Source organism: Streptomyces sp. NPDC004610, assembly GCF_040609715.1.
In the GTDB taxonomy this organism is placed as follows: Bacteria; Actinomycetota; Actinomycetes; order Streptomycetales; family Streptomycetaceae; genus Streptomyces.
In genome coordinates this window covers 38,776-63,912 of record NZ_JBEXLA010000046.1, presented here as the reverse complement: position 1 = coordinate 63,912, position 25,137 = coordinate 38,776, and the positions used below count along the sequence as shown (strand labels likewise).

Here is a 25,137-nt window from a genome sequence, read left to right as displayed (position 1 = left end):
GGGGGCGGAGCCCGCCGCCGGGTCGGGGGCGGGGCGGCCCGCAGCAGGGTCTGGGGCGGGGCCAGCACCAGGGTCGTGGGCGGGCCCAGCCGCAGGGCCCGGGGCGGAGCCCGCCGCAGGGTCAGGGGCGGAGCCCGCCGCAGGGCCCGGCACCGGAGCGGACGCGTCCGGCGCCGCCCCCTCGGATCCCACCGTTCCGGCGCAGGGCGGGGAGCCCACGGGCGGGGCGGAGATTCCCGCGCAGGGCCGGAATTCGGGCGCAGGGACGTTTCTGGAGTGGAGCGAGCGGAGCGGCCCGGCCGTTCCGGCGCAGGGCGGGGAGCCCGACGGCGAGGGGAGCGTCCCCCCGCAGCGGGAGTGGCGCGACCGGCGGGACGACGGTGTGCTGCCGCCGCCGCGCGAGCTGCCGCCCGACGACGCCGAGCTGATCGGCCGGATGCGGTCCGGGGACGACACCGCCTACGAGGAGCTGTACCGGCGCCATGCCGCCGCCGTCCGCCGCTACGCGCTGACCTGCTGCCGGGACGGGCACACCGCCGACGACCTCACCGCCGAGGTGTTCGCCCGGATGCTCCAGGCGGTACGCGGCGGCTCCGGTCCCGAGTACGCCGTCCGCGCCTATCTGCTGACCAGTGTCCGCCGGGTCGCCGCGAACTGGACCAGCTCCGCCCGGCGGGAGCACCTGGTGGACGACTTCGCGGTGTTCGCCGCGCAGGCCGCCCGTGCCTCGGAGGTGTCCGCCGACGACACCCTGGAACTCGGCGCGGACGTCAGGGCGATGCACGAGGCCGAGCAGTCGATGGCCATGCGCGCCTTCCGCTCGCTGCCCGAGCGCTGGCAGGCCGTGCTGTGGCACACCGAGGTCGAGGAGGAGTCCCCCAGCGACGTCGCCACCCTCTTCGGGCTGGACGCCAACGGCACCCGGGTGCTCGCCAGCCGGGCCCGCGAGGGGCTGAAGCAGGCGTATCTCCAGGCGCATGTCAGCGCGACCCTGGTCGGGGACGAGGCGTGTGCCCGCTATGCCGACCAGCTCGGCACCTACGCCCGGCGCAAGCTCCGGACCCGCGCCGAACGCGGGCTGCGCAAGCATCTGGAGGAGTGCGCCAAGTGCCGGCTGGCCGCGGCGCAGATCGAGGAGGTCGCCGGGGGTATCCCGGCGGTCGTGCCGCTGGCCGTCATCGGCTGGTTCGGGGCCGCCGGGTACGCGAAGGCGGCCGGGCTCATCGCCGGTGGGGCCGGGGTCGGCGCCGCGGGTGTGGGCGGGGCCGCCGCGGCGGCGAACGGCTCCGGCGCCGGGAGCGGTGCCGCCGCCGAGGGCGCGAGCACCCCCGTCAAGGCCGGGATCGCGGCCGGGGTGGTGGCGGTGGCCGTCGCGGCGGTGGCGCTGGCCCTGGCCGGGGACGACAGCGAACCCCCGAAGCCCGACGCACGGCCACCGGCCTCGGCGCCGGCCGCCCAGCCCAACCCGCCCGCACCGCGCCCCACCCCGTCCCGGACCCCGCCCCCGCCTCCCCCGGCGGCCCCGGCACCGGCCCCCACGCCCACCCCCACCCCGACACCGACCCCGTCGACCTCACCGACACGCACCCCGAGTCCGACCCCCACCCCGCCCCGCACACCCACCCCGACACCGACCCCCACGCCCACCCCCACGCCGACCCCGACTCCCCCGCCGCCTCCCCCCGCACCGGTCGTCTACCAGTGGAGCGAGCTGGCGTACGACATCAACGGCGACGGCTCCGCACCCGAGATGCGGATCGCGGAGAGCAGCTGGGTGTGGCAGCGCACCACGCTGTCCATCGGCGGCCGGACCTACTCCCCCGGCGTCACGGTCCATGGCTCCTCCTCCGTCACCATCGACCTCAACCGCGCCTGCTCCGCCTACGACGCCCATGTCGGCGTGGACGACATGACCCTGACCCTCGGCAAGGTCTCCTTCTCCGTCTACGGCGACGGGGTGCGCCTGTGGAAGTCGGCCCCGGTCAAGGGCGGTGACCCGGCGGTCCCCGTACGGGTGAATCTCGCCGGGTACGACACCGTACGGCTGGTCGTGGAGCCGCATGCGCACTTCGACCGGTTGCTGCCGGTGGACTGGGCGCAGTCGCGGTTCACCTGTGTGTAGGGGAGGGACCGGGGTCAGGGTGAGGGCTCGGCGGGGGGCCGGGGGGCGTGGGTGCGGGCGGCCTCGTGGAGTTCGCGGACGAGGCCGTCGGAGGTGAGGCGCTCGCCCCGGGTGCGCTCGGCGGTGTGGACCGCCGGGCCGAGTGCCGTGCGGAGCGCGGTGTTTCTGTGCTCGGTCTCCTGCCGCTCGGGCGGGAGGCGGACCAGGTCGCCGAGCAGCCGGTCGGCGGCGCCGAGCAGCCGGGCCGCGCGCGGGAGGTCGCCGAGGCGGGTGAGGAGTTCCGCCACGCTGTCCACCAGGCCGACCACCGTCTGCTCCGGGCAGCCCTGCGCCACCGCCCACGCCAGCGCCTCGGCCAGCAGGGGCAGACCGTGCTCCGGGCCGGACTCGGCGGCTGTGATCAGGGCGTCCATGCCGTCCAGCGCGGCCGTGAAATGCGGGGGCGGGCTGCCGAGCGCGGACTGTTCCCGGGCCGTGCCGCACCGCGTGCGGGCGCCGGGCACATCCCCGTCCTGGAGCGCCAGATAGGAGCGGAGCAGGGCGACATGGGCCCGGGAGTCCGGGACGCCATGGCGGTCCGCGGCGTCCGTCGCCTCGTCCAGGAGGGCCGCGCCTCTGAGCGGGGCGGCTGTGAGGGCGGGTGCGCTGTTCCCCGCGGCCCTTGGAGGCTGTTGGTCAGGAGCGGCGGGCCGGGGTGTTGGGGGTGTTCAGGGCTCCTCTTTGGGGGGTGATGCCGGATGGGACCGCTCGGGTGCGGGCCGGGGTGCCGGTCCAGCAGGTGCCTCGGCGGGAGAGGAGGCGGCGGAGCCAGAGTTCCAGGGAGACGAGGTGGGCGAGGCCGTCGACCGGGAGGGGTTCGCCCTCGGCGCTCGCCCGCAGGGCCTTGCGGACGACGCGGGCTTCGACCAGGCCCGCCTCGGCGAGGAGCGGCGTCTCGAAGAGGTCGATGAGGTGGGGGAGGGAGACCCGCAGGCCGGTGCGGGCGGCGGCGGCCGTGGGGGCGTGGGACGGGGCGCCCCAGCCGGGCGGGAGGTCGGCGACGCCGGCGCCCTTGAGGACCGTCCGCAGGATGGCGGCTCGGGCGCCGGGCTGGACGCGCAGGGCCTCGGGCAGGGCCCGGCAGGCGCGGACGACCTGGTTGTCGAGGAACGGGGTGTGCAGGCGCTGGAAGCGGATCTCGGCGGCCTGCTCCAGGACGCGGAGGTCGGCGGCGTGGCGGGCGAGGGCGGCCCGCGCGCGGAAGTCGCCGGGGCGCTGGCCGGGGCCCATGACGCCGGAACGGCCGGGCTCGCTGTGCAGGCGAACCGATACTTCAGCCAGTGCTTCCCCGGTCAGCCAGCGGGCCGCCGGGCCGGGTCTCGCCCAGGTGAGCGCGGCGAGCGAGGCGCCGACCGCGCCGCCGGGCTCGTCGAAGCGGCGGTCCATGAGGCGGTCGGCAAGGCCGTCGACGCCGCTGCGGTAGGGGGTGCGGGCGAGGCGGCGGGCCGCGCCGTACACGCGCGGGGGGACCAGTACCGAGCCCTCGGCCCTGGCCAGGGCCGCCACCGGGCGGACCAGATGGCGGCGTTTGCGGTCCAGGAGGAGGTCGGCGAGGCGGGCCGGGTGCGCGTCCAGGACCTGGCGGGCGCCGTAGCCGGTGAAGTGGTCGGCGCTGCCCGCCGCGAGACGGGCCCGGTGCCGGGCGGCCGACACCAGGGACACGCCGGGTTCGTCGGTGAGCGGGCCCTCCAGGTCGGCGTACGGGAGGGTCTCCTCGCCGCCCGCGACGACCACGTGGTGCAGGCGCGGGTTGGCGGCCAGCTCACCGGCCCGCTGCACCTCGGCCTCGCGGCCGGAGACGGCCAGGTCGTTGAAGGTGACCGCGAGGAGCCGCTCGCCCGCGCCCGTGCCGTGGCCCAGGACGGTGCCGGGGTTGCCGGGCAGACCGGCGGCGAGGAGGGCGAGGGTGGCGGAGGCGGGGCCGCCGGAGAGGTCGGCGCCGATCCCGGGAACCGGCATCCCGCGCGCGGCACGCCGTTCGGCGGGCCCCATACCGGGCACCGGGCCGGGGTCGATGCCCGCGCCGGGGACGTGCCGGGGCGCGGCCAGCCGGGCGCGTACGGCATCCACCAGGGCGTCCCGTACGGCATCCACCGCGCTGTCGGGGTCGGCGGGCGGCGCGGCCACGGCGAGGGAGGCCACCGGTTCGTACCCGGCGATCTCGCGCGCGCCCGCGCGCAGGATCAGCGCGTGTCCGGGTGGGACGCGTCGGACGCCGTCGTAGGGCGTGGAGTCGTGCAGGGCGGCCGGGACGTCGGGGGCGGCGAGCAGCGCGGCGAGATGGCCGAAGTCGAGGTTGGCCTCGATGAGGTCGGCGAGCGGGAGCGCGGCGGTGGCGTAGGCGGTGCCGCCCGACCAGGGGGTGTGGAAGACAGGCCGGGCGCCCGCGAGGTCGCCGCAGACGGTGAGGCGGCGGCCGGCCTGGACGACGGCGGTGTAGCTGCCGGGCCAGGCGGTGAGATGGCGCAGGGCGCCCCCGCGGGCGGCGAACAGGGCGACCCGCAGTTCCTCGTCGGAGGCGGCGCAGGTGCCGAGGACGGCGATCCGGGTCTGTGCGTCGGCGGAGACCACCCGGACCTCGTCGGGACGCCAGTCGCCGACCGCCCACAGCGGATCGGGGTCGCCCCACAGGAGTTGGGAGCCCACCGGGTGCAGGGTCTCGCCGTCGGGGCCGGTGGCGCCCGCGGAGCCGGTGGAACCGGTGGAGCCGTCAGGGCCGGTGGAGCCGGTGGAACCGCCACCCATGGCCGGCGTGGCGGCGCTGCTCCATCCCACCAACCACCGCATCGAAGCCTCCACAGGCTGTGGACAACCAGTGCACCGCACGAACCGGTCCCCATGCTGCCACGAAGAACGCGAAGTGGCGGGGCGACGGAGCCGCTCGTCAAGGGGAGATGACCGGCGAACCACCGAGGAACACGTCCTCGCGCGCGGGGCGTTATCCGACCGAACACGCGGGCGGAAGCTGGTCACTTCGACTCGAATGCGCCCCCACAACACGCCCCCAAAGCACCCAACGCGCCGTCAATTCGTATGGTGGGAGGGGTGATCAGGGGAGGCGCACAGGGATGATTTTCAGCCAAATCACGGGCATGTGAAAAACTCGGGAACGCCCGGGGAGCGGCTTTGGCCACGCTCCGTCAATGCTCTGCGCACCGCCCGGCGGCGCGCAGCCCGGGAGGCGGAAGTCCGCCCCCCGGACCGTTCCGCCGCCCGCGGGGATGAAGGCGGCGGTGTCCCCCAGCCCACTGGTCCAGTACAGCGGGCCGACCCACGCACGAATCATGGAACCGCTCCCCCGATGGCCGGAGAAGAGCGCACGGACAGGCGCACGGCCACACACCGGGAGCACACCGCAACGCACCGTGCACGGCCCGCACTTCCGTACGGGCCACAATCCCGCCATCCGGAAAAAGGCCCCTTAACGCTTGGGATGCGGCGAACTACGCTGGGTTTACGAATGCCGCGTGCCTATGCCAAGCGCGGCAGCCGTCTGTGTCGAGGGGTGGCGCAATGTCCAGGGAGCAACGCGGGCCGAACGACAAACTCGGCGCCGTTCTCGCCCTCGCGGGCATCAGCAACGCGGGTCTCGCGCGGCGCGTCAACGACCTCGGCGCCCAGCGCGGGCTGACTCTTCGCTACGACAAGACCTCGGTGGCCCGCTGGGTCTCCAAGGGCATGGTGCCGCAGGGTGCGGCCCCGCACCTGATCGCCGCCGCCATCGGCCAGAAACTCGGCCGCCCGGTGCCGCTGCACGAGATCGGGCTCGCCGACGCCGACCCCGCGCCCGAGGTGGGCCTCGCCTTCCCGCGCGACGTCGGGCAGGCGGTGCGCTCGGCCACCGAGCTGTACCGCCTCGACCTCGCCGGACGCCGGGCCGGCTCCGGCGGCATCTGGCAGTCCCTCGCCGGTTCCTTCGCGGTGAGCGCCTACGCGACACCCGCCTCACGGTGGCTGATAACCCCGGCCGACAGTTCGGTCGCGCGCGACGCACACCCCTCGGAGGGCTCCGGCGCACCGCTCAAAGTCGGCCACAGCGATGTGCAGAAGCTGCGGGAGGCAGCCGAGGACGCCAGGCGCTGGGACTCCAAGTACGGAGGCGGCGACTGGCGTTCGTCCATGGTGCCGGAGTGCCTGCGCGTGGAGGCCGCCCCGCTGCTGCTCGGCGCCTACTCCGACGAGGTCGGCCGCGCCCTGTTCGGGGCCAGCGCCGAACTCACCCGGCTGGCCGGCTGGATGGCCTTCGACACCGGCCAGCAGGAGGCCGCCCAGCGCTACTACATCCAGGCGCTGCGGCTGGCCCGCGCGGCGGCCGACGTCCCGCTCGGCGGGTATGTGCTGGCGTCGATGTCGCTCCAGGCGACCTACCGGGGCTTCGGCGACGAGGGTGTGGACCTCGCCCAGGCCGCGCTGGAGCGCAACCGGGGCCTGGCCACCGCCCGCACCATGAGCTTCTTCCGGCTGGTCGAGGCCCGCGCGCACGCGCGCGCCGGGGACGCCCAGGCGGCCGGGGCCGCGCTCAAGGCGGCGGAGGGCTGGCTGGAGCGGTCCCGGGAGGGCGACAACGACCCGTCCTGGCTGGGCTTCTACTCCTACGACCGGTTCGCCGCGGACGCCGCGGAGTGCTACCGCGATCTGAAGGCGCCGCGGCAGGTGCGGAGGTTCACCGAGCAGGCGCTGTCGAGGCCGACGGAGGAGTTCGTGCGGTCGCACGGTTTACGGCTCGTGGTGTCGGCGGTGGCCGAGCTGGAGTCCGGGAACCTTGACGCGGCGTGCGAGCAGGGGGTGCGGGCGGTGGAGGTCGCGGGGCGGATCTCCTCGGCGCGGACCACGGAGTATGTGAAGGATCTGCTGCATCGGCTGGAGCCGTATGGGGATGAGCCGCGGGTGGTGGAGTTGCGGGAGCGGGCTCGGCCTTTGTTGATGATGGCGCCGGCGTAGGTTTTTTTCGGGGGTGGGCGCGGGGCCGGGGGCGGGGCGGCTGTGGGGTGTGGGGTTGTCGGCGGGCTTTCCCCCGGTGGGGGTTCTCGCGCAGTTCCTCCCCCAGAGGGGGTACCCCCAGCGCCCCTGAGGGCGATGGCCGTCCCGGCGTCGCAGCGCACAGGTTCTTCCTGGCCCCGAAGGCACACCGACCGTCCCGGCGTCGCACCGCACAGGCACCTCCCCGCGTCCCGAAGAGCACGCCGCTCGCGCAGCGCGGGTCTGCTTCAGTGCCCCGAAAGGCACACGGTCCCGGGCGTCCGGGCTCGTCGGGTTTGAAGTGGATGTCAGTGGCGCAGTGCACTATCGAGGTGGGAGGTGGTGCAGGTGCGCAGTGCGGGTGGGTACGACTGTGATGTGCTCGTCGTGGGGGGCGGCATCGTCGGGCTGTCCACCGCGTTCGCGATCACCCGTGCCGCGCCCGGTACGCGGGTGACCGTGCTGGAGAAGGAGCCCGGCCCGGCCCGGCACCAGACGGGGCGCAACAGCGGCGTCATCCACAGCGGTATCTACTACCGGCCGGGCTCCCTCAAGGCCCGGTACGCGGTGCGCGGGGCCGCGGAGATGGTGAAGTTCTGCGCCGAGTACGGCATCGCCCACGCCGTGACCGGCAAGCTGATCGTCGCCACCGACCGCGCCGAGTTGCCCCGGCTGCACGCCCTGGTGCAGCGCGGCCGGGAGAACGGCATACCGGTCCGCGAGCTGGGCGCCGCCCAGATCCCCGAGTACGAGCCCGAGGTCCGCGGCCTCGCCGCCATCCATGTCGGCACCACCGGGATCTGCGACTTCGCCGCCGTCGCCCGCCTCCTCGGCGAGGCGTCCGGCGCCGAGATCCGCTACGGGCAGGAGGCCGTCCGGATCGACCGCCGCCCGGAGCGGGGCGTGGCCGTCCTCACCCGCGCCGGCGAGATCGTCCGCGGCCGGGTCCTGGTGAACTGCGCGGGGCTGTACTGCGACGAGATCGCCCGGCTGACCGGCGACGACCCGGAGATGCGGATCGTGCCCTTCCGGGGCGAGTACTACGAGCTGGCCCGCCCCGAGCTGGTGCGCGGACTGGTGTATCCGGTGCCGGACCCGGCGTTCCCGTTCCTCGGCGTCCATCTCACCCGCGGGATCGACGGCGGAGTCCACATCGGCCCCAACGCCGTCCCGGCGCTCGCCCGCGAGGGGTACGGCTGGGGCGTGGTCCGCCCGCGCGAGATCGCCACCACGCTGAGCTGGCCGGGTGTGTGGCACCTGGCCCGGCGGCACTGGCGGTACGGCGGCGGCGAGCTGCGCCGCTCGCTGTCCCGGCGGGCGTTCGCCACGGCGGTGCGCAGATTGCTGCCGGTGGTGCGGGAGGACGACCTGGTGCCCGCGGCGGCGGGGGTGCGGGCGCAGGCCGTACTGCGGGACGGGTCGCTGGTGGACGATTTCCTGATCAAGGAGGCGCCCCGGGCCGTCCATGTCCTGAACGCCCCCTCCCCCGCCGCCACGGCCTCCCTCCCCATCGGCCGGGAGGTCGCGCGAAGAGCGCTGTCGGCGCTGGGGCGTCCCGCCGCGTCTCGCCCGGGGTGAGGGGGTGGGGCGTCCCGCCGCGTCCCGCCCGAGGTGAGGGGTGGGGCGTCCCGCCCGGGGTAGGGCGGGGTCCGGCAGCGCGGCGGTACCGGCGATCCGGCCAGCACCGGTGGCCGTCCCGGCGGTCGGGGTGGTCCGGCGGTTCGGGTGGTCCGGTAGTCGGGGTGGTTCCGGGAGTGCCGGGCATCCGCAGTCCGGGCGATCCAGTAGCCCGGCGATCCGGGAGCCCCGGCAGCCTGGCCGTCCCGGCGGTCCGGCGGTCGCGGTGATCCCGGTAGTGCCAGCAGCCGCAGTCCGGGCGATCCGGCCATCCAACGGCCCAACAGCCTGGTCGTCCGAGCGGTCTGGCAGTCCAGTAGCCCAGCGATCCAACAACCCGGCGGTCCCGGAGCCCCGGCAGCCCAGGTGATCCGGGCGGTCCCGGAGCCCCGGCAAACCAACGACCCCGCAGCCCGCAGTCCCAGCGATCCCAGCCCTTCCGACCCTCCCGACCCTCCCCGGCAGTCCCACAGTCCCGGCGATCCTGCGGTTACCGCGGTCCGTCAGCACAGAGCAGCCCGCCAGCCCCGCGATCCCAGCCCCCGGCAGCCCGCCGGCCCCGGCGATCCCCCGTCCCCGCAGCCCCGGTCCTCCCCGCAGCCCCAGCGCCCCACCGCCCCCGCCACCCAGGTCACCGCCCACCCACCGACCACCACCAGCCCCCCACACCCACACCCACCCCACCCCTCCATCCCCCCACACCCCGTAAAATCACCCCACTGTGTCTGACTCTTCCCCCACCCCCGAACCCCCCCGATCCCCCACCCCGCACCACCTCCCCGCCGGCTCCGTGCGGGGCAGTCGGGTCAAAGGGGAGCCGCGGTTTCCGGATGGGCCGCAGGCCGACCCCGCCGGGTCGCACTTCGAGCGGCGGATCCGCAGCTTCCAGCCCCGGCGCAGCCGGGTCACCGCGGGCCAGGCGGACGCCCTCCAGCGGCTCTGGCCGCAGTGGGGACTGGACATCGACGGACAGCGCGTGATCGACCTCGGCACCCTCTTCGGCAACGCCCACCCCGTGGTGCTGGAGATCGGGTTCGGGATGGGCGAGGCGACCGCCCGGATGGCCGCCGCCGACCCGGACACCAACATCCTCGCCGTGGATGTCCACACCCCCGGCCAGGGCAATCTGCTCAACCTCGCCGACCAGGCCGGACTGACCAACATCCGGGTCGGCAACGGCGACGCGATCATCCTGCTCCGCGAGATGCTCGCCCCCGGCTCCCTGGACGGGCTGCGGGTCTACTTCCCCGACCCCTGGCCCAAGAAGCGGCACCACAAGCGGCGGCTGATCCAGCCCGAGTTCCTCACCCTCGCCGCGACCCGGCTGCGTCCCGGCGCGCTGCTGCACTGCGCCACCGACTGGGAGCCGTACGCGGAGCAGATGCTCGATGTCCTCACCGCCCATCCCGGCTTCGCCAACACCCGGGCCAACGGCGGTTTCGCCCCGCGTCCCGCCTTCCGCCCGCTGACCCGGTTCGAGGGACAGGGCCTGGACAAGGGGCACGCGGTGAACGACGTGATGTTCCGCCGCGTACCCCACGGGGAAGACCCCCTCAACCCGTAAACCGCCCCGGCCCCGGCCCCGGACCACCGGTCCCCCAGCCCAGCCCACAGCCCACAGCCCAGCCCTTAGCCCAACCCACAGCCCAGCCCTTAGCCCAACCCACAGCCCAGCCCAGCCCAGCCCAGCCCACAGCGGAACCCAACCTCCCAACCCCCCAACCCCCAGCCGCGCGCGTCCGCCCGTCCTCGCGCCCTCCTCGGGCATCGTCGCGGCCCGCGCACCGTCTCGTTAGGGTCGATGTCGTGGCCACCAACCCCCCGTACCCGATCCACCCCGGCGGCCCGGCCGCCGAGGCGCCCCGGCGTGGGCGGTGGTCGCGGTGGTGGCGGCGGGGGGAGCGGTTCGCGCGGGCCCACCCGACGGCCCTGCGGCGGACGCGCCACGGCGGGCTGGTGGTGCTGCTGGCGCTGTCCGGGCTGGTCATCCTCGCGCTGGTGCGCCAGGAGACCGGCACCGAGGGCTTTCTCGTCGGGCTGGGCCTGGCCCTGCTGCCGGTGCCGCCGCTGATAGCCGCCTTCCGCTGGCTGGACCGGGTCGAACCGGGCCCCTGGCGGAATCTGGTGTTCGCCTTCTCCTGGGGGGCCTGCGCGGCGGCGCTGATCGCGATCGTCGCCAACAGCTTCGCCACCCGCTGGATAGCCACCGCCACCGCCGACCCGACCGGCGCGGACACCCTGGGCGCGACCGTGATAGCGCCGGTCGTCGAGGAGAGCGCCAAGGCCGCCGCGATCCTGCTGGTCTTCCTGTTCCGCAGACGGGACGTCACCGGGGTGGTGGACGGGGTGGTGATCGCCGGGGTCACCGCCACCGGCTTCGCCTTCACCGAGAACATCCTCTATCTGGGCAGCGCCTTCGGCACCGACCAGGCCGACGGTCACACCGGGGTCGCCCCGGTCACCGTCGCCACCTTCTTCGTCCGGATCGTGATGTCCCCGTTCGCGCATCCGCTGTTCAGCGTCTGTGCCGGGATCGGCTTCGGGGTCGCGGCGCTCGCCGGGGAGAACCAGCGACTGCGGCGGGCGCTGGCGCCCCCGGCCGGGCTGCTGCTCGCGATGGGCCTGCACGCCTTCTGGAACGGCTCCTCGTCCCTCGGCGACCATGGCTTCTTCGCCGTCTACGGCGGCTTCATGGTGCCCGCGTTCGCCCTGCTGACCTGGCTGGTGATCTGGACCCGGCAGCGCGAACTGCGGGTGGTCCGCGAGGAACTGCCCGCCTATGTGGCCACCGGCTGGTTCTCGCCCGCCGAGCCCTACGCGCTGGGCTCGATGCGGGCCCGCCGACTGGCCCGGGAGTACGCCGGCCGCCGACTCGGCCGCCCGGCGGCCCGTACGGTCGCCGAGTACGAGACGTACGCGACCACGCTCGCGATGCTGCGCCACCGGGGCGACCGGGGCCGGGCCCGCGCCGACTTCGTCGCCCGGGAGCGGGAACTGCTCGCGGCGCTCTGGCGGCGCCGGGACATCGCCGGACCCGCCCTCGCCCACGCCGCCCATCTCACGGCCCCGCCGGTCCGGGTGTTCCCGGCGTACCGGCCGCCCCGGTCGGCGGTCGGCGCGCCCCACCCCGCGCACGACAACCCGTACCGCACCTGAAGGGCGGCGGGCGGACGGAACCGGCGGCCCTGACGTCGGGGGGTCGTCGTCAGGACCGCCGGGAGCGGGAGTGGTCCGTCAGGGGGTGAGGCCCTTGTCGCGGAGCCAGGCCAGCGGGTCGACGCTGCCGCCGGAGCCGGTGTGCACCTCCATGTGGAGGTGGGCTCCGGTGACATTGCCGGTGGCGCCGACGCGGCCGATGACCTCGCCGGTGGTGACCTTCTGGCCGACGCTGACACTGATCGAGGACTGGTGGGCGTACCAGACCTCGGTGCCGTCTTCGAGGGTGAGCACGGTCTTGTAGCCGTACGAACCGTCCCAGCCGGCCGAGGTGATGGTGCCGGAGTGGACGGCCTTGATCAGGGTGCCGGTGGGCGCGGCGAAGTCCAGGCCGGTGTGGTAGCCGGAGGACCAGAGCGAACCGGCCTGCCCGAAGGTCGAGGTGAGGGTGTACGACGAGGTCGGCAGCGCGAACTGCTTGGCCAGCTTGGCGAGGCGCTCCTCCTCGGCCTTGCGCGCGGCCTCCTCCTCCGCCTTCTTCTTCTCGGCGGCGGCCTTCTCCCGGGCTTCCTTCTCCGCCTTCTCGGCGGCCTCGGCGGCCTCCTTCTCGGCGGCGGCGAGCAGCGCCTTGGCGGCCTTGGTGTCGACCTGCTCCTGCTGGTTCTCGGCCTGGGCCAGGATGCGGGCGCGCAGCGCCTCACCGGCGTCGGTGGTGCCCTGGTCGGTGTCGACCGGGGTGACGCCGAGGCTGCTGAGCGGGGTGGTGCTCGGCTCGGGCTCGGGCTCCGCCGTGTCGCCCTCGTCGTCCGTGAAGGTGGCGAGGTCGGGCAGGGAGATGGCGACCGGCGGCTTGCCGGTCTGCGCGGTGGCCATGCCGCCCGCGCCGACGGCGGCTATGACACCGACGCCGAGGACCGTGGAGCTGCGGGCCAGGCCGCCGCGGGCGAGTCCGCCGCGCTGCTTGGCCACCCGGTGACGGCCGCCGCGGACCGGACGGACGGTCTCCGCGGTGGGGTTCCATTCCTCCCACGGGCCCTCGTCGGTGCGGGGGCCGCCATAGACGGCGGTACCGGCGGTACCGCCGGTGCCGACGGTGTCGGCCGTGTCGCCGCTGCGCTGGGCGGGGACGAACGGGGCCCCTGGAGCAGGCCGGTTTGACGCCACGTAGGCGTACTCCTTTCCTTCCCTCATCGCCTACCGGGTTAGCTGACGGGTTCGGAGAGGAAGGTCTCCTACGGGCGTCACCGGCCATGTCGCCATGGCGGTGTACGTCCGATTCACCCCAAAGTGGTGGTTCCCCGGTTCCCTTGCGGAATTCGGCGCTTGAGCACGGAGCCGTCTCTTGTGACGGCTGGGACGACCGCGCTGCGTTATCGGACAGTAATAGAACCCAGGGGTGATTTCCAAGCGCTTCCCGGAGATCCTTCACGCTCTTACGCTGGACACACAGGCGATGAACGGGCGAAATTCGGGCGAGTTGACCGCGATGCGGGCGATGGCCGACGGTCCCCAAAATATGACGGTGATTCAGATGTTATGCGGAGGGCGGTCGTTCATTTACTCACCGTGATCAAGCGCGGGTCTCCCCGGCTCCGCCCCGGGCCGCCGTACGGCGAGCAGCGCCATGTCGTCCGCCATCCCGCCCCCGCTGTGCCGCCGCACCTCCTCGGACAGCACCTCCACCAGCTCCGCCGGTCCCCGGAACAGCCGCCCCGCCAGCTCGTCCTCCGGGGCGAAGAACTCCCCGCGCCCGTCCCGCGCCTCGGACAGCCCGTCGGTGAACAGCAGCAGCGTGGCCCCGTCCGGGAACTCCGCCTCCTGCGCCCGGTCCGGCCAGCTGCCCAGGTCCCCCATCCCCAGCGGCAGCGCCGGTTCGGCGGCGGGCAGGGCGCGCAGCGAGCCGTCGGCGTACAGCAGCAGCGGGCCGGGGTGGCCCCGGTTGACCAGCCGGACCAGGTCCCGGCCGGGCGGGATCTCGGCGAGCACGGCGGTGGTGAACCCCTCGAAGGCGTCCAGCCCGTCGCGCCGGGTGCCCTCCCGGGCCAGCGCCCGCTCCAGCCGTCCGGCGACCGCCTCCAGGGTGGCCTCCCGCTCGGCGGCCTCCCGGAACGCCCCGATCACCACCGCCACGGCCGCCACCGCGCTCATCCCCTTGCCGCGCACGTCCCCGACCACCAGCCGGACCCCGTGCGGGGTGTCCTGCACGGCGTACAGATCGCCGCCGATGAACGCGCCCGCCTGGGCGGCCTCGTAGCGGGCGGCGATGTCGAACCCGCCGATCCGGTCGTCCGGTTCCGGCAGTACCGCGCGCTGGGCCGCCTCGGCGATCTCCCGGGCGGAGGCGAGCCGGGCGTCGCTGCGCCGCACCAGCACATTGATCAGCACGGCGAGCGCGGCGACGGTCGCCACCGTGATGACCTCGGTCATGGTCTTGGCGGAGAACGGCTGGTCCACCCCGAGGTGCACCACGAACATCACCGCCACCGCCACCACCCCGGTCAGGACGGTGTACCGCAGCCCGAACAGCGGCGCCGCGATCAGGGGCGCGGCGGTGAAGAACGGCACGGCGGTGAACTGGTCGGGCGTCAGGGACTCGTACAGCGCGCCGCCGACGATCATCAGGGCCGGCAGCACGCGCACAACCGGTCGGATGTACGAGAACCCGCCCTGCGGTGCCCTGCCGCGCGGTGCGCCGCGTCGCACGGTCTTCCCCGGCGGCCCGGTGTACGGCCCCTCGCCCTCCGCCTCACCAGGCCGCACCTCGCGTCTCCCACCGTCGTCCTTGTCAGTCCAGGGTTGCCGGAGCGGGAGTGGCGGGCGAGCCGGGCGGTCCGACCGGATGAACAAAGGAAACGGGGGAGGTGGGGGAGGGGAGCGAGGAGGGGGGAAACACTCAGGGCCGGAATCCGTGATCCGGATTCCGGCCCTGAGCCTTGAGTAGCGGGGACAGGATTTGAACCTGCGACCTCTGGGTTATGAGCCCAGCGAGCTACCGAGCTGCTCCACCCCGCGTCGGTGTTCCACCAGCATACGCCATGGACGGGAGGGGTTGCACACTCACCGGCGACCCACCTGCGCTTTGTCCCTGTTTCGGGGCTTTCGTTCCGGGGCTATTCGCCCGGGTTTCCGGCGTGGGTGAGGGTCTCCCAGGCGACCAGCAGTCCGTCCGTACCGGCCGGGCGGGAGGCGGTGGCCAGCCGGTGCGCGGCGGGGACGGGGGTGCCGAGCCGGTTCTCCAGATGGTTGAGGGCGACTTCGAGTCCGGCGACTTCGGGTCCGGGGTCGGGGTTCCGCTCGACGTCCCCGCCGCACAGCCGGGCGGGGGCGGGACCGCCCTTGCCCTGGGGCGTGTGCAGGGCGAGCGCCGCCCGGAGCCGGTCGGCGGCGTCCCCGTACAGGTCCACGCCCTGGTGCCAGGCCGTCTCGGCGGCGTGGGCGGTGGCGGCGATGGCGTGGCCCACCTGGGCGGAGCTCCGGCAGGTCTCCTGGGTGAGGCCGTCCTGGAAGGTGCGCGGCCGGGACCAGGACGCCCGGAGCTGGTCGTCGGTCCTCGCCGCCGCACCGGCCGGGGTGCGGGGCAGCGGGCCGTCCCGCCGCAGATAGAAGACCGCGGGGACGCGGTCGCGGAAGCGGACGAGGGCGGCGTCGAAGGTGCGGTGGTCGTCCAGGAAGACGGCGAGGGAGAGCGCGGCGGCGGTGGTGACCAGGGCACGGCCGCCCTCGTCGGCGGGCGCGGAAGCGGTGACGTGCGGGAGGTGGGCGGTGCGGAGCATGCTCTCGAAGCGGTGGACCCGGTCCTTCGGCCAGTGGGCGCCCGGGGTGTGCCGGACGATCTCGGCGGCCCGCGCCCAGAGGCCGCCGGACTGTCCGGCCTGGAGCGCGGCACCGGCCCCGCTGTGCCGCTTCAGCCGTGCCGACCAGGCGTCCATGATCTCGGCGGCCTTGGCGGCGTGCTGCCGCTTGCCGGTGACGGTGAACAGCAGGGCCTGGGTGTAGGCGGCGACGGCGTCCGCGCGCTCCTCGGCGCACCCGGTGCCCGGCCCGCCCCCGGCGGGGCAGGAGACGTCCGCGACCGGCCGCGCCCGGTACTTGTACGACCCGTACCGGCTGTCCCGCATGTCGAGGTAGGCCGACAGCCACGGCTGCTTCCCGGCCGTGACCTTCTTCCGTACGGCGTCCAGCTGGGCCTTGCCGACCAGGACACCCGGGTGGGTGAACGGCTGGTCGGCGGCGAGCGCGCGGGCCCTGGTCCGGGAGCCGGGGTCGAGGGTGCCGCAGGCGGTGACGGGGAGGAGCACCAGCACGGCCAGCGCGAGTGCCAGCCCCCGGGCCTTGGCCGTGAACCCGCCCCTGACCTCGGCTTTCCGCCCGGTCACGGCCTTGGCTCCAGGCCGTCCGCCCACCCCACGTCCGCCCACTCCCCGCATGGCCACCTCCGCGTCGTCCGCTGCCGGTCATGGCAGCGTGCCGGGGGGCGGGGGAGGGCGCAGAAGTTGTTGGGCCGATCGGCGGAGCGGGATCGGACGGTCAGTTCAGCAGGTGCTGGTGGGGGGCCTTCGCGTGCGGTTCGTGCTCCGGATGGTCAGTTCGGCAGGTGCTGGTGGGGGGGCTTCGCCTGCGGTTCGTGCTCGGGACGGTCAGTTCAGCAGGTGCTGGTGGGGGGGCCTTCGCCTGCGGCTCGTGCTCGGGATGGTCAATTCAGCAGGTGCTGATTGGGGGCCTTCGCGTGCGGCTCGTGCTCGGGCAGGACGACGACGGTGGCGCCTGCGGCGGTGAGCAGTCCGGTGCCGTCGGCGTCCGTGACGAAGGTGTCCGGCTCGCGCCAGGCGGTGACGACCCGGCGGACACCCGCGTCGAGGATCAGCCGGGCGCAGGGGCGGGGGCGGGAGGCGCGGTGGGCGCAGGGTTCCAGGCTGGAGTAGACGGTGGCGCCGGGCAGCCGGGGGTCGGCGGGGTCCAGCTTGGCGAGGGCGGCCTCCTCGGCGTGGGCGACCGGGTCACCGGCCTCGCGGGAGTGGCCCCGGGCCAGTTCGGTGCCGTCCTCGGCGACGACGACCGCGCCGACGCTGAACGCCGTGCGCGAGGGCGGGCAGTCGGCCGCGAGGGCGCAGGCCAGCCGGAGCCAGTGGTGATCGGCGGCGGACGGGACCCGGCCGGTGCCGGGGGCGGTGGGCCGGTAGCGCATCAGGACGACGTCCTCGATCCGGCGGGTCTCCAGCAGGCGCAGGCGGCCGGGCGGGTAGGCGCCGGGGCCGAAGAGGCGGGGGGCGGCCGGGTCGCCGACGAAGAGGGGGGCGATGACGAGCTGGAGTTCGTCGGCGAGGCCCTCGGTGAGGAGCTGGGTGTGGATCGTGCCGCCGCCCTCGACCATCAGGCGCCGGACACCGCGCCGGTCGTGGAGGTCGGTGAGGAGCGCCCGCCAGTCGAGGGTGGGGCCTAGGGGGACGATCGTGGGGGTGGGGGGGCCTTCGGGGGTGGGGGTGACGCTGGTGGAGGTGGGGGTGGCCAGGCCGGTCGCGCGGGCGCGTTCGGCGCCCTGGTCGGTGGTGTAGAGCAGCTTCTCGCCGCCGGTGTGCCAGAACCGGGCGGCCGGGTCGAGGTCGCCGGAGCCGCTGACGATGACCTTGAGGGGGTAGGCGGGCCGTCCGGCGGCGATCCGGGCGGCGCGGCGCTCGGCGGAGTTCACCAGCAGGCGGGGGTTGTCGGCGCGGAGGGTACCGGCGCCGATCAGGATGGCGTCCACCGACGCCCGTACCTCGTCCACCCGGTCGAAGTCGGCCGGGCCGGAGAGCAGCAGCCGGTCGGGGCCGGTGTCGTCCAGATGGCCGTCCAGGGAGACGGCGGCGGAGAGGAGGACGTGGGGGTGGGGCATGGGCGGGGTCGTCCCTCCGGGGGGCGTGGGCTCTAGGGGGCGGTGAGGTTGATGGGGTGGATCCGGGGTGGGATGGGGTGGGGTGGGTAGGCGGTGGCGGGTGTCGGGCTTGGCTTCAAATTTTAAGCAAACCTACACTGGAGCCATGACGACTCGCTGGCTCACCCCCGAGGAGCAGCGCGCCTGGCGCGCGTACGTCGGGACCGTGCTGCTTCTGGAGGACGCGCTCGACCGGCAGCTCCAGTCGGAGGCCGGGATGCCGCATCTGTACTACTCCATCCTGGCGCACCTCTCCGAGGCCGAGGAGCGCCGGCTGCGGATGACCGATCTCGCCGGGCTGCTGAAGATCACCCGCAGCCGGCTGACGTACGCCGTCGGCCGGCTGGAGAAGGACGGGCTGGTCCGGCGGGAGGGGTGCCGCAGCGACAAGCGGGGGAGCATCGCCGCCCTGACCGACGAGGGGATGGCACTGCTGGAGCGCGTCGCGCCGGGGCATGTCGAGACGGTCCGGGCGGCGCTGTTCGACCATCTGACGGCGGAGCAGGTGGGGCAGCTGGAGGAGATCTTCACGGGGGTGGCCCGAGCGCTGGAGGGGACGGAGGGGGCGGGTGAGGGGGTGGGGGGCGTTCCGTGGCTGCGGCGGTCGTCGGCGTACTCCTGAGGCTGGGCGCGCTTCTTAGGCTGGGCGCGCTCCTGAGGCCGGGTGCGCACCCCGGGGACTCGGCGCGCACCCCAGGCTCGGCACGCACCCCAGGCTCGGCGCGCTTCCGGGCCACTGGGACTTATGGGTTGCTTCAACTTTCAAGCGTGGCGTATGGTCACATTCGTCCGATGGGTTGCTTCAAAACTGAAGCAGCGAGCAGCGATGCGTCCGGAGACCTCCATGCCCCACAGTCCCGCCCCCGCCTCGGTCCGTACCCGCGTCCAGGTCCCCCTCCGCTTCGATGACGGCTACGGCGTCGATGCCGAGTTGGTCACCTTCCACGGGCTGACGGACGGGCAGGAGCATCTCGCCGTCGTCCTCGGCGACCCGGCACCCGGCGCGGTCCCCCTGGTCCGGCTGCACTCCGAGTGCCTGACCGGCGATGTCTTCGGCTCGGCCCGCTGCGACTGCGGCCCGCAGCTGCGCGAGGCCGTCGAACGCATCGCGGACCGCGGCGGCGTCCTGCTCTACCTCCGCCAGGAGGGCCGGGGCATCGGCCTCTACAACAAGCTCGACGCGTACGCCCTCCAGGACCAGGGCCTGGACACCTATGAGGCCAACGCGGCGCTCGACCTCCCGGAGGACGCCCGCGACTACACGGCGGCGGCCCAGATGCTCGGCGCGCTCGGCATCGGTGAGCTGGATCTGCTCTCCAACAACCCGGACAAGGCGGAGCAGTTGCGCGCGCTCGGGGTCACGGTCCGCGAGCGGGTCCCGACGGGGGTCTTCACCACCGCGCACAACGTCCGTTATCTGCGGGCGAAGGTGCTCCAGACGCGGCACACACTGCCGCTGGCGCAGTTGGTGGAGCGGACGGCGGGCTGAGTGGGGGGCGAGACGGCGGGCTGAGCGGGGGTCGGTCAGGGGCGGACCAGGGGCGGGTCAAGGCCGAACCGGTGTCACAGGTCGCACTCCGGCCAGCCCAGCAGCCGGGCGCCGATCACCGCGGTCTGGAGGGTGTAGCGGTGCACGGGGTCGGCGGGGTTGGTGCCGGTGAGCTTGTGGATGCGGTCCAGGCGGTACGTCAGCGCGCGGACGCTCAGGCTCAGCCGCCGGGCGGCCTCCGCGGCCACGCACCCGGCGTCGAAGTAGGCGGTGAGGGTGGCCACCAGCGGCCGGGCACCGCCGCGGGCCTCGCGCAGCGGCCCGAGGGTGTGGCGCACCAGGTCGGCCATGGCCTGCCGGTCCCGGGTGAGCACCGGGTAGACCAGCAGGTCGGCGGCGCGCAGCACCGGTTCCTCCAGCTGGAGCCGGGCGGCTAGGTCGAGGGCGCCCAGGGCCTCCTCGTAGGAGTGCGCGACCCCGCCCGCGCCGGGGTGGGCCCGGCCGATGACGACCTGGCCGCCCGCGGTGGCGGCGTGCGCCTGCTTGGCGAAGAAGGGGAGGATCTCGCCGTCGTCGCCGGGGACGATGCAGATCAGCCGTCCGTCCTTGGTGGCCAGCAGTATCCGTCGCTCGCCGAACCGGGCGAACAGCACCTGTTCCACCTGCCGGGTGGCCGGGTGGGTGTCGTCGACCGGGGTCGCGGCCTGGGCGACGGCGACCGCGTGGGCGTGGGAGAGCAGCAGCCCGAACCGCTCCGCCCGCTCGACGATCCGGCCCACGTCGCTACGGCCGTACAGCAGATCGTCGATGAATTCCCGGCGGGCCGCCTCCTCGCGGCGGACGGCGAGTTTCTGGGCGCGTTCATGGCCCTCGGCGAAGGCGTCGACGGCCTGTTCGACGGCGGCGAGGAGCTGTTCGCTGCCGGAGCGACCGGAGCGGCCTGAGCCGTGGGAGCCGTGGGAGCCACCGGACGACACCGGCAGGGTGGGCCACAGGGCCCGGGTCTCGGCGAGATGCCCGCGCACCAGCGCCCGCAGACCGAGCCCGGCCTCGGCGGCGCGCTCACCCTGGGCCCGCCGGGAGTCCAGCTCGGCGCGGGTCAGCCGGCGGCCGGTGGCTCCGGCGTCGCGGAGTATCTCGGCGTATCCGGCCAGGTAGTCATCGTCTTCCCCGGGCTCCGCCACGGCTTCGGTGTCCTCCCGGTACGGCCCGAACGGTTGATGCGCCACCGGCGCTCGCTCCGGGTGGGGGAGCTGGAGCCAGTGACGCATCAAGTCTGCCGGATTCCGGGAGGAGGGATGAGCGGGACGAGGGAGGAGAGAGGGGCGGGAGGAGAGAGAGGCGGGCCGGTCAGCCCGCGATCTCGATCTTCCCGTTGTTGCCGTTGTTGCCGTTGTTGGCGTTGTTGGCGTTGTTGGCGTTGTTGGCGTTGCCGCTGTCACCGGTTCCGGGGTTCGCGGTGCGGCCGGCGGTGAGGCCCTTGAGGAGTTCGGCGAGATCGACGCCGGTGGTGGCGCCGAGGAGTTCCATGCCCTGGGCGACATTGTCGGTGACGGTCCGGGAGAGCCGGCTCGCCCCGTCGGTGGAGATGACGGTCAACTTGTCCACCGCGCTGAGCGGCTCGGCCGCCTTCGCGACGACCTGCGGCAACACCTCGACCAGCATCTGGAGCACGGCCGCGTCGCCGTACTGCCCGAACGCGTCGGCCTTCTTCTGCATGGCCTCGGCCTCCGCGGCACCCTTGGCGCCGATGGCCGCCGCCTCGGCCTCGCCCTCCAGCCGTACCGCCTCGGCGATGGCCGCACGGCGGGACCGCTCGGCCTCACCCTGCTTGAGACCCTCGACGGCCTCCGCCTCGGCCAGCGCGCTGCGGCGCTGCTTCTCGCCCTCACCGGTCAGCCGGGACCGCTCGGCCTCGGCCTGCGCGGCGGCGATGGCGGCCAGCCGCTCCGCCTCGGCCTGCTTGACCCGGGCGACCCGCTTGGCCTCGGCCTCCTGCTCGGCGGCGTAGCGCTGGGCGTCGGCCGGCTTGCGGACCTGGGTGTCGAGCTGGCGGTCGGTGAGCGCGGCCTGGTGCTCGGCGACCTTCTCCTGCTCGGCGAGGATCTCCTGCTGCCGGGCCGCCTCGGCGAGCGGACCGGCGGCTGCCGCCCGCGCGGCGGCCTCGTCGGTCTGGGCCTTGATCTCGGCCTGCTTCAGGTAGAAGGTGCGCTGCGCGATCGCGATCTCCTCCTCGGCCTTCAGCCGCGCCTGCTCGGCCGCCCGCCGGGCCACCGCCTCGGCGATGTCGGCCTCCTGCCGGGCGCGGGCCGCCTCGGGCCGGCCGAGGTCCTCCAGATACGACCCCTCGGTGGTGATGTCCTGGATCTGGAACGCGTCCAGCACCAGCCCCTGCCCCGACAGACTCGCCTCGGCCTCCTCGGCGACCTGTCCGGCGAAGACGGCCCGGTCCCGGATCACGTCCTCCACCGACATCCGCCCGACGATCGCCCGCAGCGCGCCGGACAGCACTTCCTGGGTGAAGCCGACGATGCCGTCCTGCTGCATCAGGAACCGCTGGGCCGCGGCCCGTATCGAGTCCTCGGTACCGCCGACCTTGACGATGGCGACGCCGTCCAGATTGGCCTTCACCCCGCGCAGGGTGACGGCCCCGCGCACGGCGACCGGGATGTGCCGGGAGGACAGGTCCAGGCTGAACTTCTGCTGCACGAACGGCACGACGAAGACTCCGCCGCCGACCACGACCTTCTGCCCGCTGTTGTCGGTGAAGACCCGGCCGGTCTCGGGATCGGTCGACTTCTTGCCGCGCCGCCCGGTGACGATGAACGCCTCACTGGGCCCGGCGACCTTGTAACGGCTGATGACGACGAGCGCGAGCAGCACGAGGAGCACGACGACCCCGACTACGGCGACAAGAACAGGACTCATGGCGGCACCCCCGGTGGAGATCGGCTGACTGAGGATCGATTGATACGGCTGAGAATGTCTTCGGAACGATCAGGTACGACGATCAGGTACGACGATCAGCACCACCGATCAGCACCGACGATCAGGTACCGCCGATCAGATCGGCGAACGGACGGACGGGCTAGCGAACGGACGGACGGGCTAGCTAGCGGATCGGCGACCGGATAGGTCGGTCGATCACCGGGTGACCGGGCGGACCAGGACCGAGGTCGGTGACAGCACCGACTCCACCCAGACCTCCGCCCCCCGCGCCACCGGCACCGCGCTGCGCGCCGCGAACTTGACCGGCTGTCCGGCGAGCCGCAGCAGCACCTCGCCGAACCCGTCGGCGGGAATGGCCGTGACCACCTTCCCGGACGTACCGATCAAGTCCTCCCCCGTCGGCGTCACGGCCGTCTGATCGCGCATCAGGGCGTGGCTGAACCGATAGGTCAGCCACCCGGTACCGGCCCCCAGCACCGCTCCCCCGCCGGTCGCGGCCACGGCCCCGAGTCCGAACGCCCCGTGCGCGATGGCTCCGCCGAAACCGGTCATCGCCAGGAACCCGGCGACGACCGGCAACGACAGCCACCCGTCGAGGCCGCTCCCCAGGGCCCCGTCGAGCAGTCCCTCCACCACCCCGTCGAAGATCAGCGACAACGAGAGCAGCACGACCCCCGCTATGCCGAGTCCTAGAAACCAGACCATTCGCGCGCCCCCGTCCCCCGTGTCGCTGATCTCCGTCTTGATGGAATCTTGACACGGGTGGCGATGCTCGGACATTGCCTGATCCCGGCAATCTTTACGCGCTCTTAATGCCGCCTTCCGGCGACCGGTACCGCCGGCCTGCGATCAGCCCGCCGCCGTCCCCTCGCCGTCCCCCGCCGCCTGGCCACCGCCCTCCCGTCAGCGCTCCGCCTCGCCACCGAGCGGGCGGGAGGGGTAGCCGGTGTCGAAGTGCATGTAGTCCGGGACGTCGATGTCCTGCCAGACCCAGCCCTCGTCGTCGAACGCCCGCCAGACCGCGCCGCCTTCCAGGATCTTCCCCTCGCCGGGGGTCCGCTCCCGGAACTCGGCGCTGGGCTGCCAGCAGTCGCAGCGCAGGTCCTTCCAGGGGTTCTCCAGCGGATTGATGTCGATGGCCCGCCCGTTGGCGTGCGGGGAATCGGCCGGGGGCGCGTTGATCTGGTTCGGTCGGCGGCAGTTGAAGGCGGCGGTGTTGTCGGCGGCGAGACTCGCGGTGTTGTCGCCGTCGTACTCCTCCATCGGGCGCATGCTGCGGATCGGGAACTCGGCCTCGAAGATCGCGGTGAAGATCCGGGCGACGCTCTCGGCGGTGTCGGCGTTGACCACGAGGACACCGCGGTGGACGCGGCCGTCGAACCCGTAGTGGTTGACCTCGACCCGCCGCAACTGATCCGGCGAGGTCACCGGACACCCGTTCCGCACCATTCCCGCGTCCTCCATCGCGTCCCACTGCTCCCCGGACACGGGCCGGACCTCGGCGTCGGCGGAGGGGGTGGGTGAGGGAGTGGGCGTAGGGGTGGGACTGGGACTGGGGCTTGGACTGGTACTCGTACTCGTACTGGGACTGGGACTGGGCGATACCGGCGCGGGCCGCGATGTGCTCGGTACCGACTCCGGGTCGGGTTCCGGGGTGGTGGTCGTCGTGCAGGCGGTGGCCAGCAGGAGGGCCGCGGTCAGGATGAACGGGGCCGTTCGGCGGGCGGGGCGGATCATGGTGCGGTACCTCGGCGGGGCAGTGGGGGGCGTGGGGCGGTCGAGGGGAGCGGGAACTCGTAGCTGAGCAGCAGCCGTCCGTCGGGGGTGCGGTGTTCGTCGGTACGGTGCCAGCCGAGGCGCTCGTAGTAGGGGCCCGCGCCGCCCGGACCGGCGGCGGTGACCAGGCAGACCCGGGCGCACCCGGCGGCCGTGGCGTCGTCGAGGAACCGCCGGACGAGCGCCGACCCGAGCCCGTACGACCGCAGCCGGGTGCTGACGACGACATGGGCGAGGACGGCGCTGGCGCCGTCGGGCGGGGTGCCGATGGCCGGAGCGGGCTGCGGCGGACGGACGCCGGGCAGCAGTTTGCGGGCGTAACGGCCGAGCCGGGTCCGGGTGAAGTGCAGGGCGAGACCGGGCCGTACGCAGAGGGCGACGCAGGCGCGCAGGGCGAGGCCGCGGCCGTGCTCGGCCATGAGATGGGTGCGGTGGGCGGCCGGGTCGGTGACCCCGACCAGGAACCCGACGGGCGCGCCGTCGCACTCGGCGATGTAGGCGCGGGCGTGGGCGCTGGTCAAGTAGGTGCGGGTGTAGGCGGTGAAGTAGCGGCGGCCGAGCCGGGCGAAGAACCCCTCCGGGAAGTGCGCCAGATGCTCGGCGACGACGTAGTCCAGGTCGTCGGCGGCCATGGGGCGCAGCGCGAAGCGGCCGGGGGCGCCGGAGGCCGGGGAGGGGGCCGGGGAGGGGCCCGGGGTGGGGGATACGTGGACGACCGGGCCCATGGCTCTGGCATGGCGCAGCGACCCGGCGGGGCTGGCCGAACCGGCGGCGCCAGCGGCGCTGGCGGCGCTGGCGGCGCCGAACGCGTCCGGGAGGGGCCGTCGTTGCGGGCCGGGGCTCGATGCGGCGAGGGCGTTTCGATCGGCGTCCACATCGGCAAATTTGCTGGCCGGAGTAGAAAAACAAGGTAAAAATCGGCGCCCTGCTGACAGCGACCGCATCGGACGCGTACGGGCGCTCAGCCGGGCCCGGTGGGAGATGCCCGTCCCGGCGGACCGGAGGCGAGGGGGGTCGGGCGGGTCATTGACCAGGTCGGGGCGGGGGCAGGGCTAGTGAGTCGGGCGAGCGGGCCGGCCCGGCGGGGTGGGCGCAACGCCGAAGCGAACCTCGGCGCCT

At 74.1% G+C, this 25,137-nt stretch carries 18 protein-coding genes, 1 tRNA gene and 1 riboswitch; of the genes, 7 read left to right on the top strand and 12 right to left on the bottom strand.

Features of this window, described 5'->3' with window-relative positions; genetic code table 11:
- Positions 1 to 232 precede the first annotated feature (232 nt).
- On the top strand, positions 233 to 2,122 hold the full coding sequence (locus ABZX40_RS36405; protein WP_355748720.1) for a sigma-70 family RNA polymerase sigma factor: 1,890 nt from the start codon (positions 233 to 235) through the stop codon (positions 2,120 to 2,122).
- Positions 2,123 to 2,136: 14 nt separating this feature from the next.
- Here ABZX40_RS36405 and ABZX40_RS36400 read toward each other — a convergent pair whose 3' ends face one another.
- Entirely contained in the window at positions 2,137 to 2,625 is a 489-nt protein-coding gene (locus ABZX40_RS36400; protein WP_355748600.1) for a hypothetical protein, read from the bottom strand.
- Positions 2,626 to 2,797: 172 nt separating this feature from the next.
- Positions 2,798 to 4,948, bottom strand: coding sequence for an asparagine synthase-related protein (locus tag ABZX40_RS36395; RefSeq protein WP_355748603.1), 2,151 nt, complete (start codon positions 4,946 to 4,948; stop codon positions 2,798 to 2,800).
- A 726-nt stretch (positions 4,949 to 5,674) separates the two neighbouring features.
- On the opposite strand from ABZX40_RS36395, the gene ABZX40_RS36390 reads away from it, so the two are divergent.
- From ABZX40_RS36390 to ABZX40_RS36375, 4 genes are all read left to right on the top strand, one after another.
- Positions 5,675 to 7,102, top strand: coding sequence for an MFS transporter (locus tag ABZX40_RS36390; RefSeq protein WP_355748606.1), 1,428 nt, complete (start codon positions 5,675 to 5,677; stop codon positions 7,100 to 7,102).
- Between the two features lie 357 nt (positions 7,103 to 7,459).
- Positions 7,460 to 8,698 carry an L-2-hydroxyglutarate oxidase gene (gene lhgO, locus ABZX40_RS36385; protein WP_355748609.1) on the top strand — a complete coding sequence of 413 codons (1,239 nt, stop codon included), beginning with the start codon at positions 7,460 to 7,462 and terminating at the stop codon, positions 8,696 to 8,698.
- A 760-nt stretch (positions 8,699 to 9,458) separates the two neighbouring features.
- A complete protein-coding gene (gene trmB, locus ABZX40_RS36380; protein ID WP_355748612.1) occupies positions 9,459 to 10,301 on the top strand; it encodes a tRNA (guanosine(46)-N7)-methyltransferase TrmB in 843 nt (280 codons plus the stop codon).
- Positions 10,302 to 10,543: 242 nt separating this feature from the next.
- Positions 10,544 to 11,893: a PrsW family intramembrane metalloprotease gene (locus tag ABZX40_RS36375; RefSeq protein ID WP_355748615.1), complete on the top strand. Its 1,350-nt coding sequence runs from the start codon at positions 10,544 to 10,546 to the stop codon at positions 11,891 to 11,893.
- A 78-nt stretch (positions 11,894 to 11,971) separates the two neighbouring features.
- Here the strand turns inward: ABZX40_RS36375 and ABZX40_RS36370 are convergent, their stop codons facing one another.
- From ABZX40_RS36370 to ABZX40_RS36350, 5 genes are all read right to left on the bottom strand, one after another.
- Positions 11,972 to 13,057, bottom strand: a complete 1,086-nt coding sequence (locus tag ABZX40_RS36370; RefSeq protein ID WP_355748618.1) for a M23 family metallopeptidase — start codon at positions 13,055 to 13,057, stop codon at positions 11,972 to 11,974.
- 12 nt (positions 13,058 to 13,069) lie between these two features.
- A riboswitch (cyclic di-AMP (ydaO/yuaA leader) is annotated at positions 13,070 to 13,225 on the bottom strand.
- A 225-nt stretch (positions 13,226 to 13,450) separates the two neighbouring features.
- Entirely contained in the window at positions 13,451 to 14,545 is a 1,095-nt protein-coding gene (locus ABZX40_RS36365) for a PP2C family protein-serine/threonine phosphatase (protein WP_355748722.1), read from the bottom strand.
- 286 nt (positions 14,546 to 14,831) lie between these two features.
- Positions 14,832 to 14,905: transfer RNA gene (locus ABZX40_RS36360), tRNA-Met, on the bottom strand.
- Between the two features lie 98 nt (positions 14,906 to 15,003).
- The gene (locus ABZX40_RS36355) at positions 15,004 to 16,269 is read right to left on the bottom strand and encodes an alginate lyase family protein (protein ID WP_355748621.1); all 1,266 of its coding nucleotides are present in this window, start codon (positions 16,267 to 16,269) and stop codon (positions 15,004 to 15,006) included.
- Positions 16,270 to 16,586: 317 nt separating this feature from the next.
- Positions 16,587 to 17,765, bottom strand: coding sequence for a dihydrofolate reductase family protein (locus ABZX40_RS36350; RefSeq protein WP_355748624.1), 1,179 nt, complete (start codon positions 17,763 to 17,765; stop codon positions 16,587 to 16,589).
- Between the two features lie 145 nt (positions 17,766 to 17,910).
- Between ABZX40_RS36350 and ABZX40_RS36345 the strand changes: the two genes are divergently transcribed.
- Complete coding sequence (locus ABZX40_RS36345) at positions 17,911 to 18,426, top strand: MarR family transcriptional regulator (RefSeq protein WP_355748627.1); 516 nt, start codon at positions 17,911 to 17,913, stop codon at positions 18,424 to 18,426.
- 222 nt (positions 18,427 to 18,648) lie between these two features.
- Positions 18,649 to 19,293, top strand: a complete 645-nt coding sequence (ribA, locus tag ABZX40_RS36340; protein ID WP_355748630.1) for a GTP cyclohydrolase II — start codon at positions 18,649 to 18,651, stop codon at positions 19,291 to 19,293.
- A 74-nt stretch (positions 19,294 to 19,367) separates the two neighbouring features.
- On the opposite strand, the gene ABZX40_RS36335 is transcribed toward ribA, so the two are convergent.
- The 5 genes from ABZX40_RS36335 to ABZX40_RS36315 form a co-directional block, all read right to left on the bottom strand.
- A complete protein-coding gene (locus ABZX40_RS36335; RefSeq protein ID WP_355748725.1) occupies positions 19,368 to 20,477 on the bottom strand; it encodes a helix-turn-helix domain-containing protein in 1,110 nt (369 codons plus the stop codon).
- A 166-nt stretch (positions 20,478 to 20,643) separates the two neighbouring features.
- Entirely contained in the window at positions 20,644 to 22,221 is a 1,578-nt protein-coding gene (locus ABZX40_RS36330) for an SPFH domain-containing protein (protein WP_355748633.1), read from the bottom strand.
- Positions 22,222 to 22,437: 216 nt separating this feature from the next.
- Positions 22,438 to 22,947 carry a hypothetical protein gene (locus ABZX40_RS36325; protein WP_355748636.1) on the bottom strand — a complete coding sequence of 170 codons (510 nt, stop codon included), beginning with the start codon at positions 22,945 to 22,947 and terminating at the stop codon, positions 22,438 to 22,440.
- A 198-nt stretch (positions 22,948 to 23,145) separates the two neighbouring features.
- The gene (locus ABZX40_RS36320; RefSeq protein WP_355748639.1) at positions 23,146 to 23,730 is read right to left on the bottom strand and encodes a M15 family metallopeptidase; all 585 of its coding nucleotides are present in this window, start codon (positions 23,728 to 23,730) and stop codon (positions 23,146 to 23,148) included.
- Between the two features lie 245 nt (positions 23,731 to 23,975).
- The gene (locus ABZX40_RS36315; RefSeq protein ID WP_355748642.1) at positions 23,976 to 24,893 is read right to left on the bottom strand and encodes a GNAT family N-acetyltransferase; all 918 of its coding nucleotides are present in this window, start codon (positions 24,891 to 24,893) and stop codon (positions 23,976 to 23,978) included.
- Between the last annotated feature and the right edge of the window lie 244 nt (positions 24,894 to 25,137).

Coding starts and splice junctions, on each gene's coding strand:
- ABZX40_RS36395 (WP_355748603.1), bottom strand. CDS start 4,948: ATGCGGTGGTTGGTGGGATGGAGCAGCGCCGCCACGCCGGCCATGGGT.
- ABZX40_RS36390 (WP_355748606.1), top strand. CDS start 5,675: ATGTCCAGGGAGCAACGCGGGCCGAACGACAAACTCGGCGCCGTTCTC.
- ABZX40_RS36350 (WP_355748624.1), bottom strand. CDS start 17,765: ATGCCCCACCCCCACGTCCTCCTCTCCGCCGCCGTCTCCCTGGACGGC.
- ABZX40_RS36345 (WP_355748627.1), top strand. CDS start 17,911: ATGACGACTCGCTGGCTCACCCCCGAGGAGCAGCGCGCCTGGCGCGCG.
- ribA (WP_355748630.1), top strand. CDS start 18,649: ATGCCCCACAGTCCCGCCCCCGCCTCGGTCCGTACCCGCGTCCAGGTC.
- ABZX40_RS36330 (WP_355748633.1), bottom strand. CDS start 22,221: ATGAGTCCTGTTCTTGTCGCCGTAGTCGGGGTCGTCGTGCTCCTCGTG.
- ABZX40_RS36325 (WP_355748636.1), bottom strand. CDS start 22,947: ATGGTCTGGTTTCTAGGACTCGGCATAGCGGGGGTCGTGCTGCTCTCG.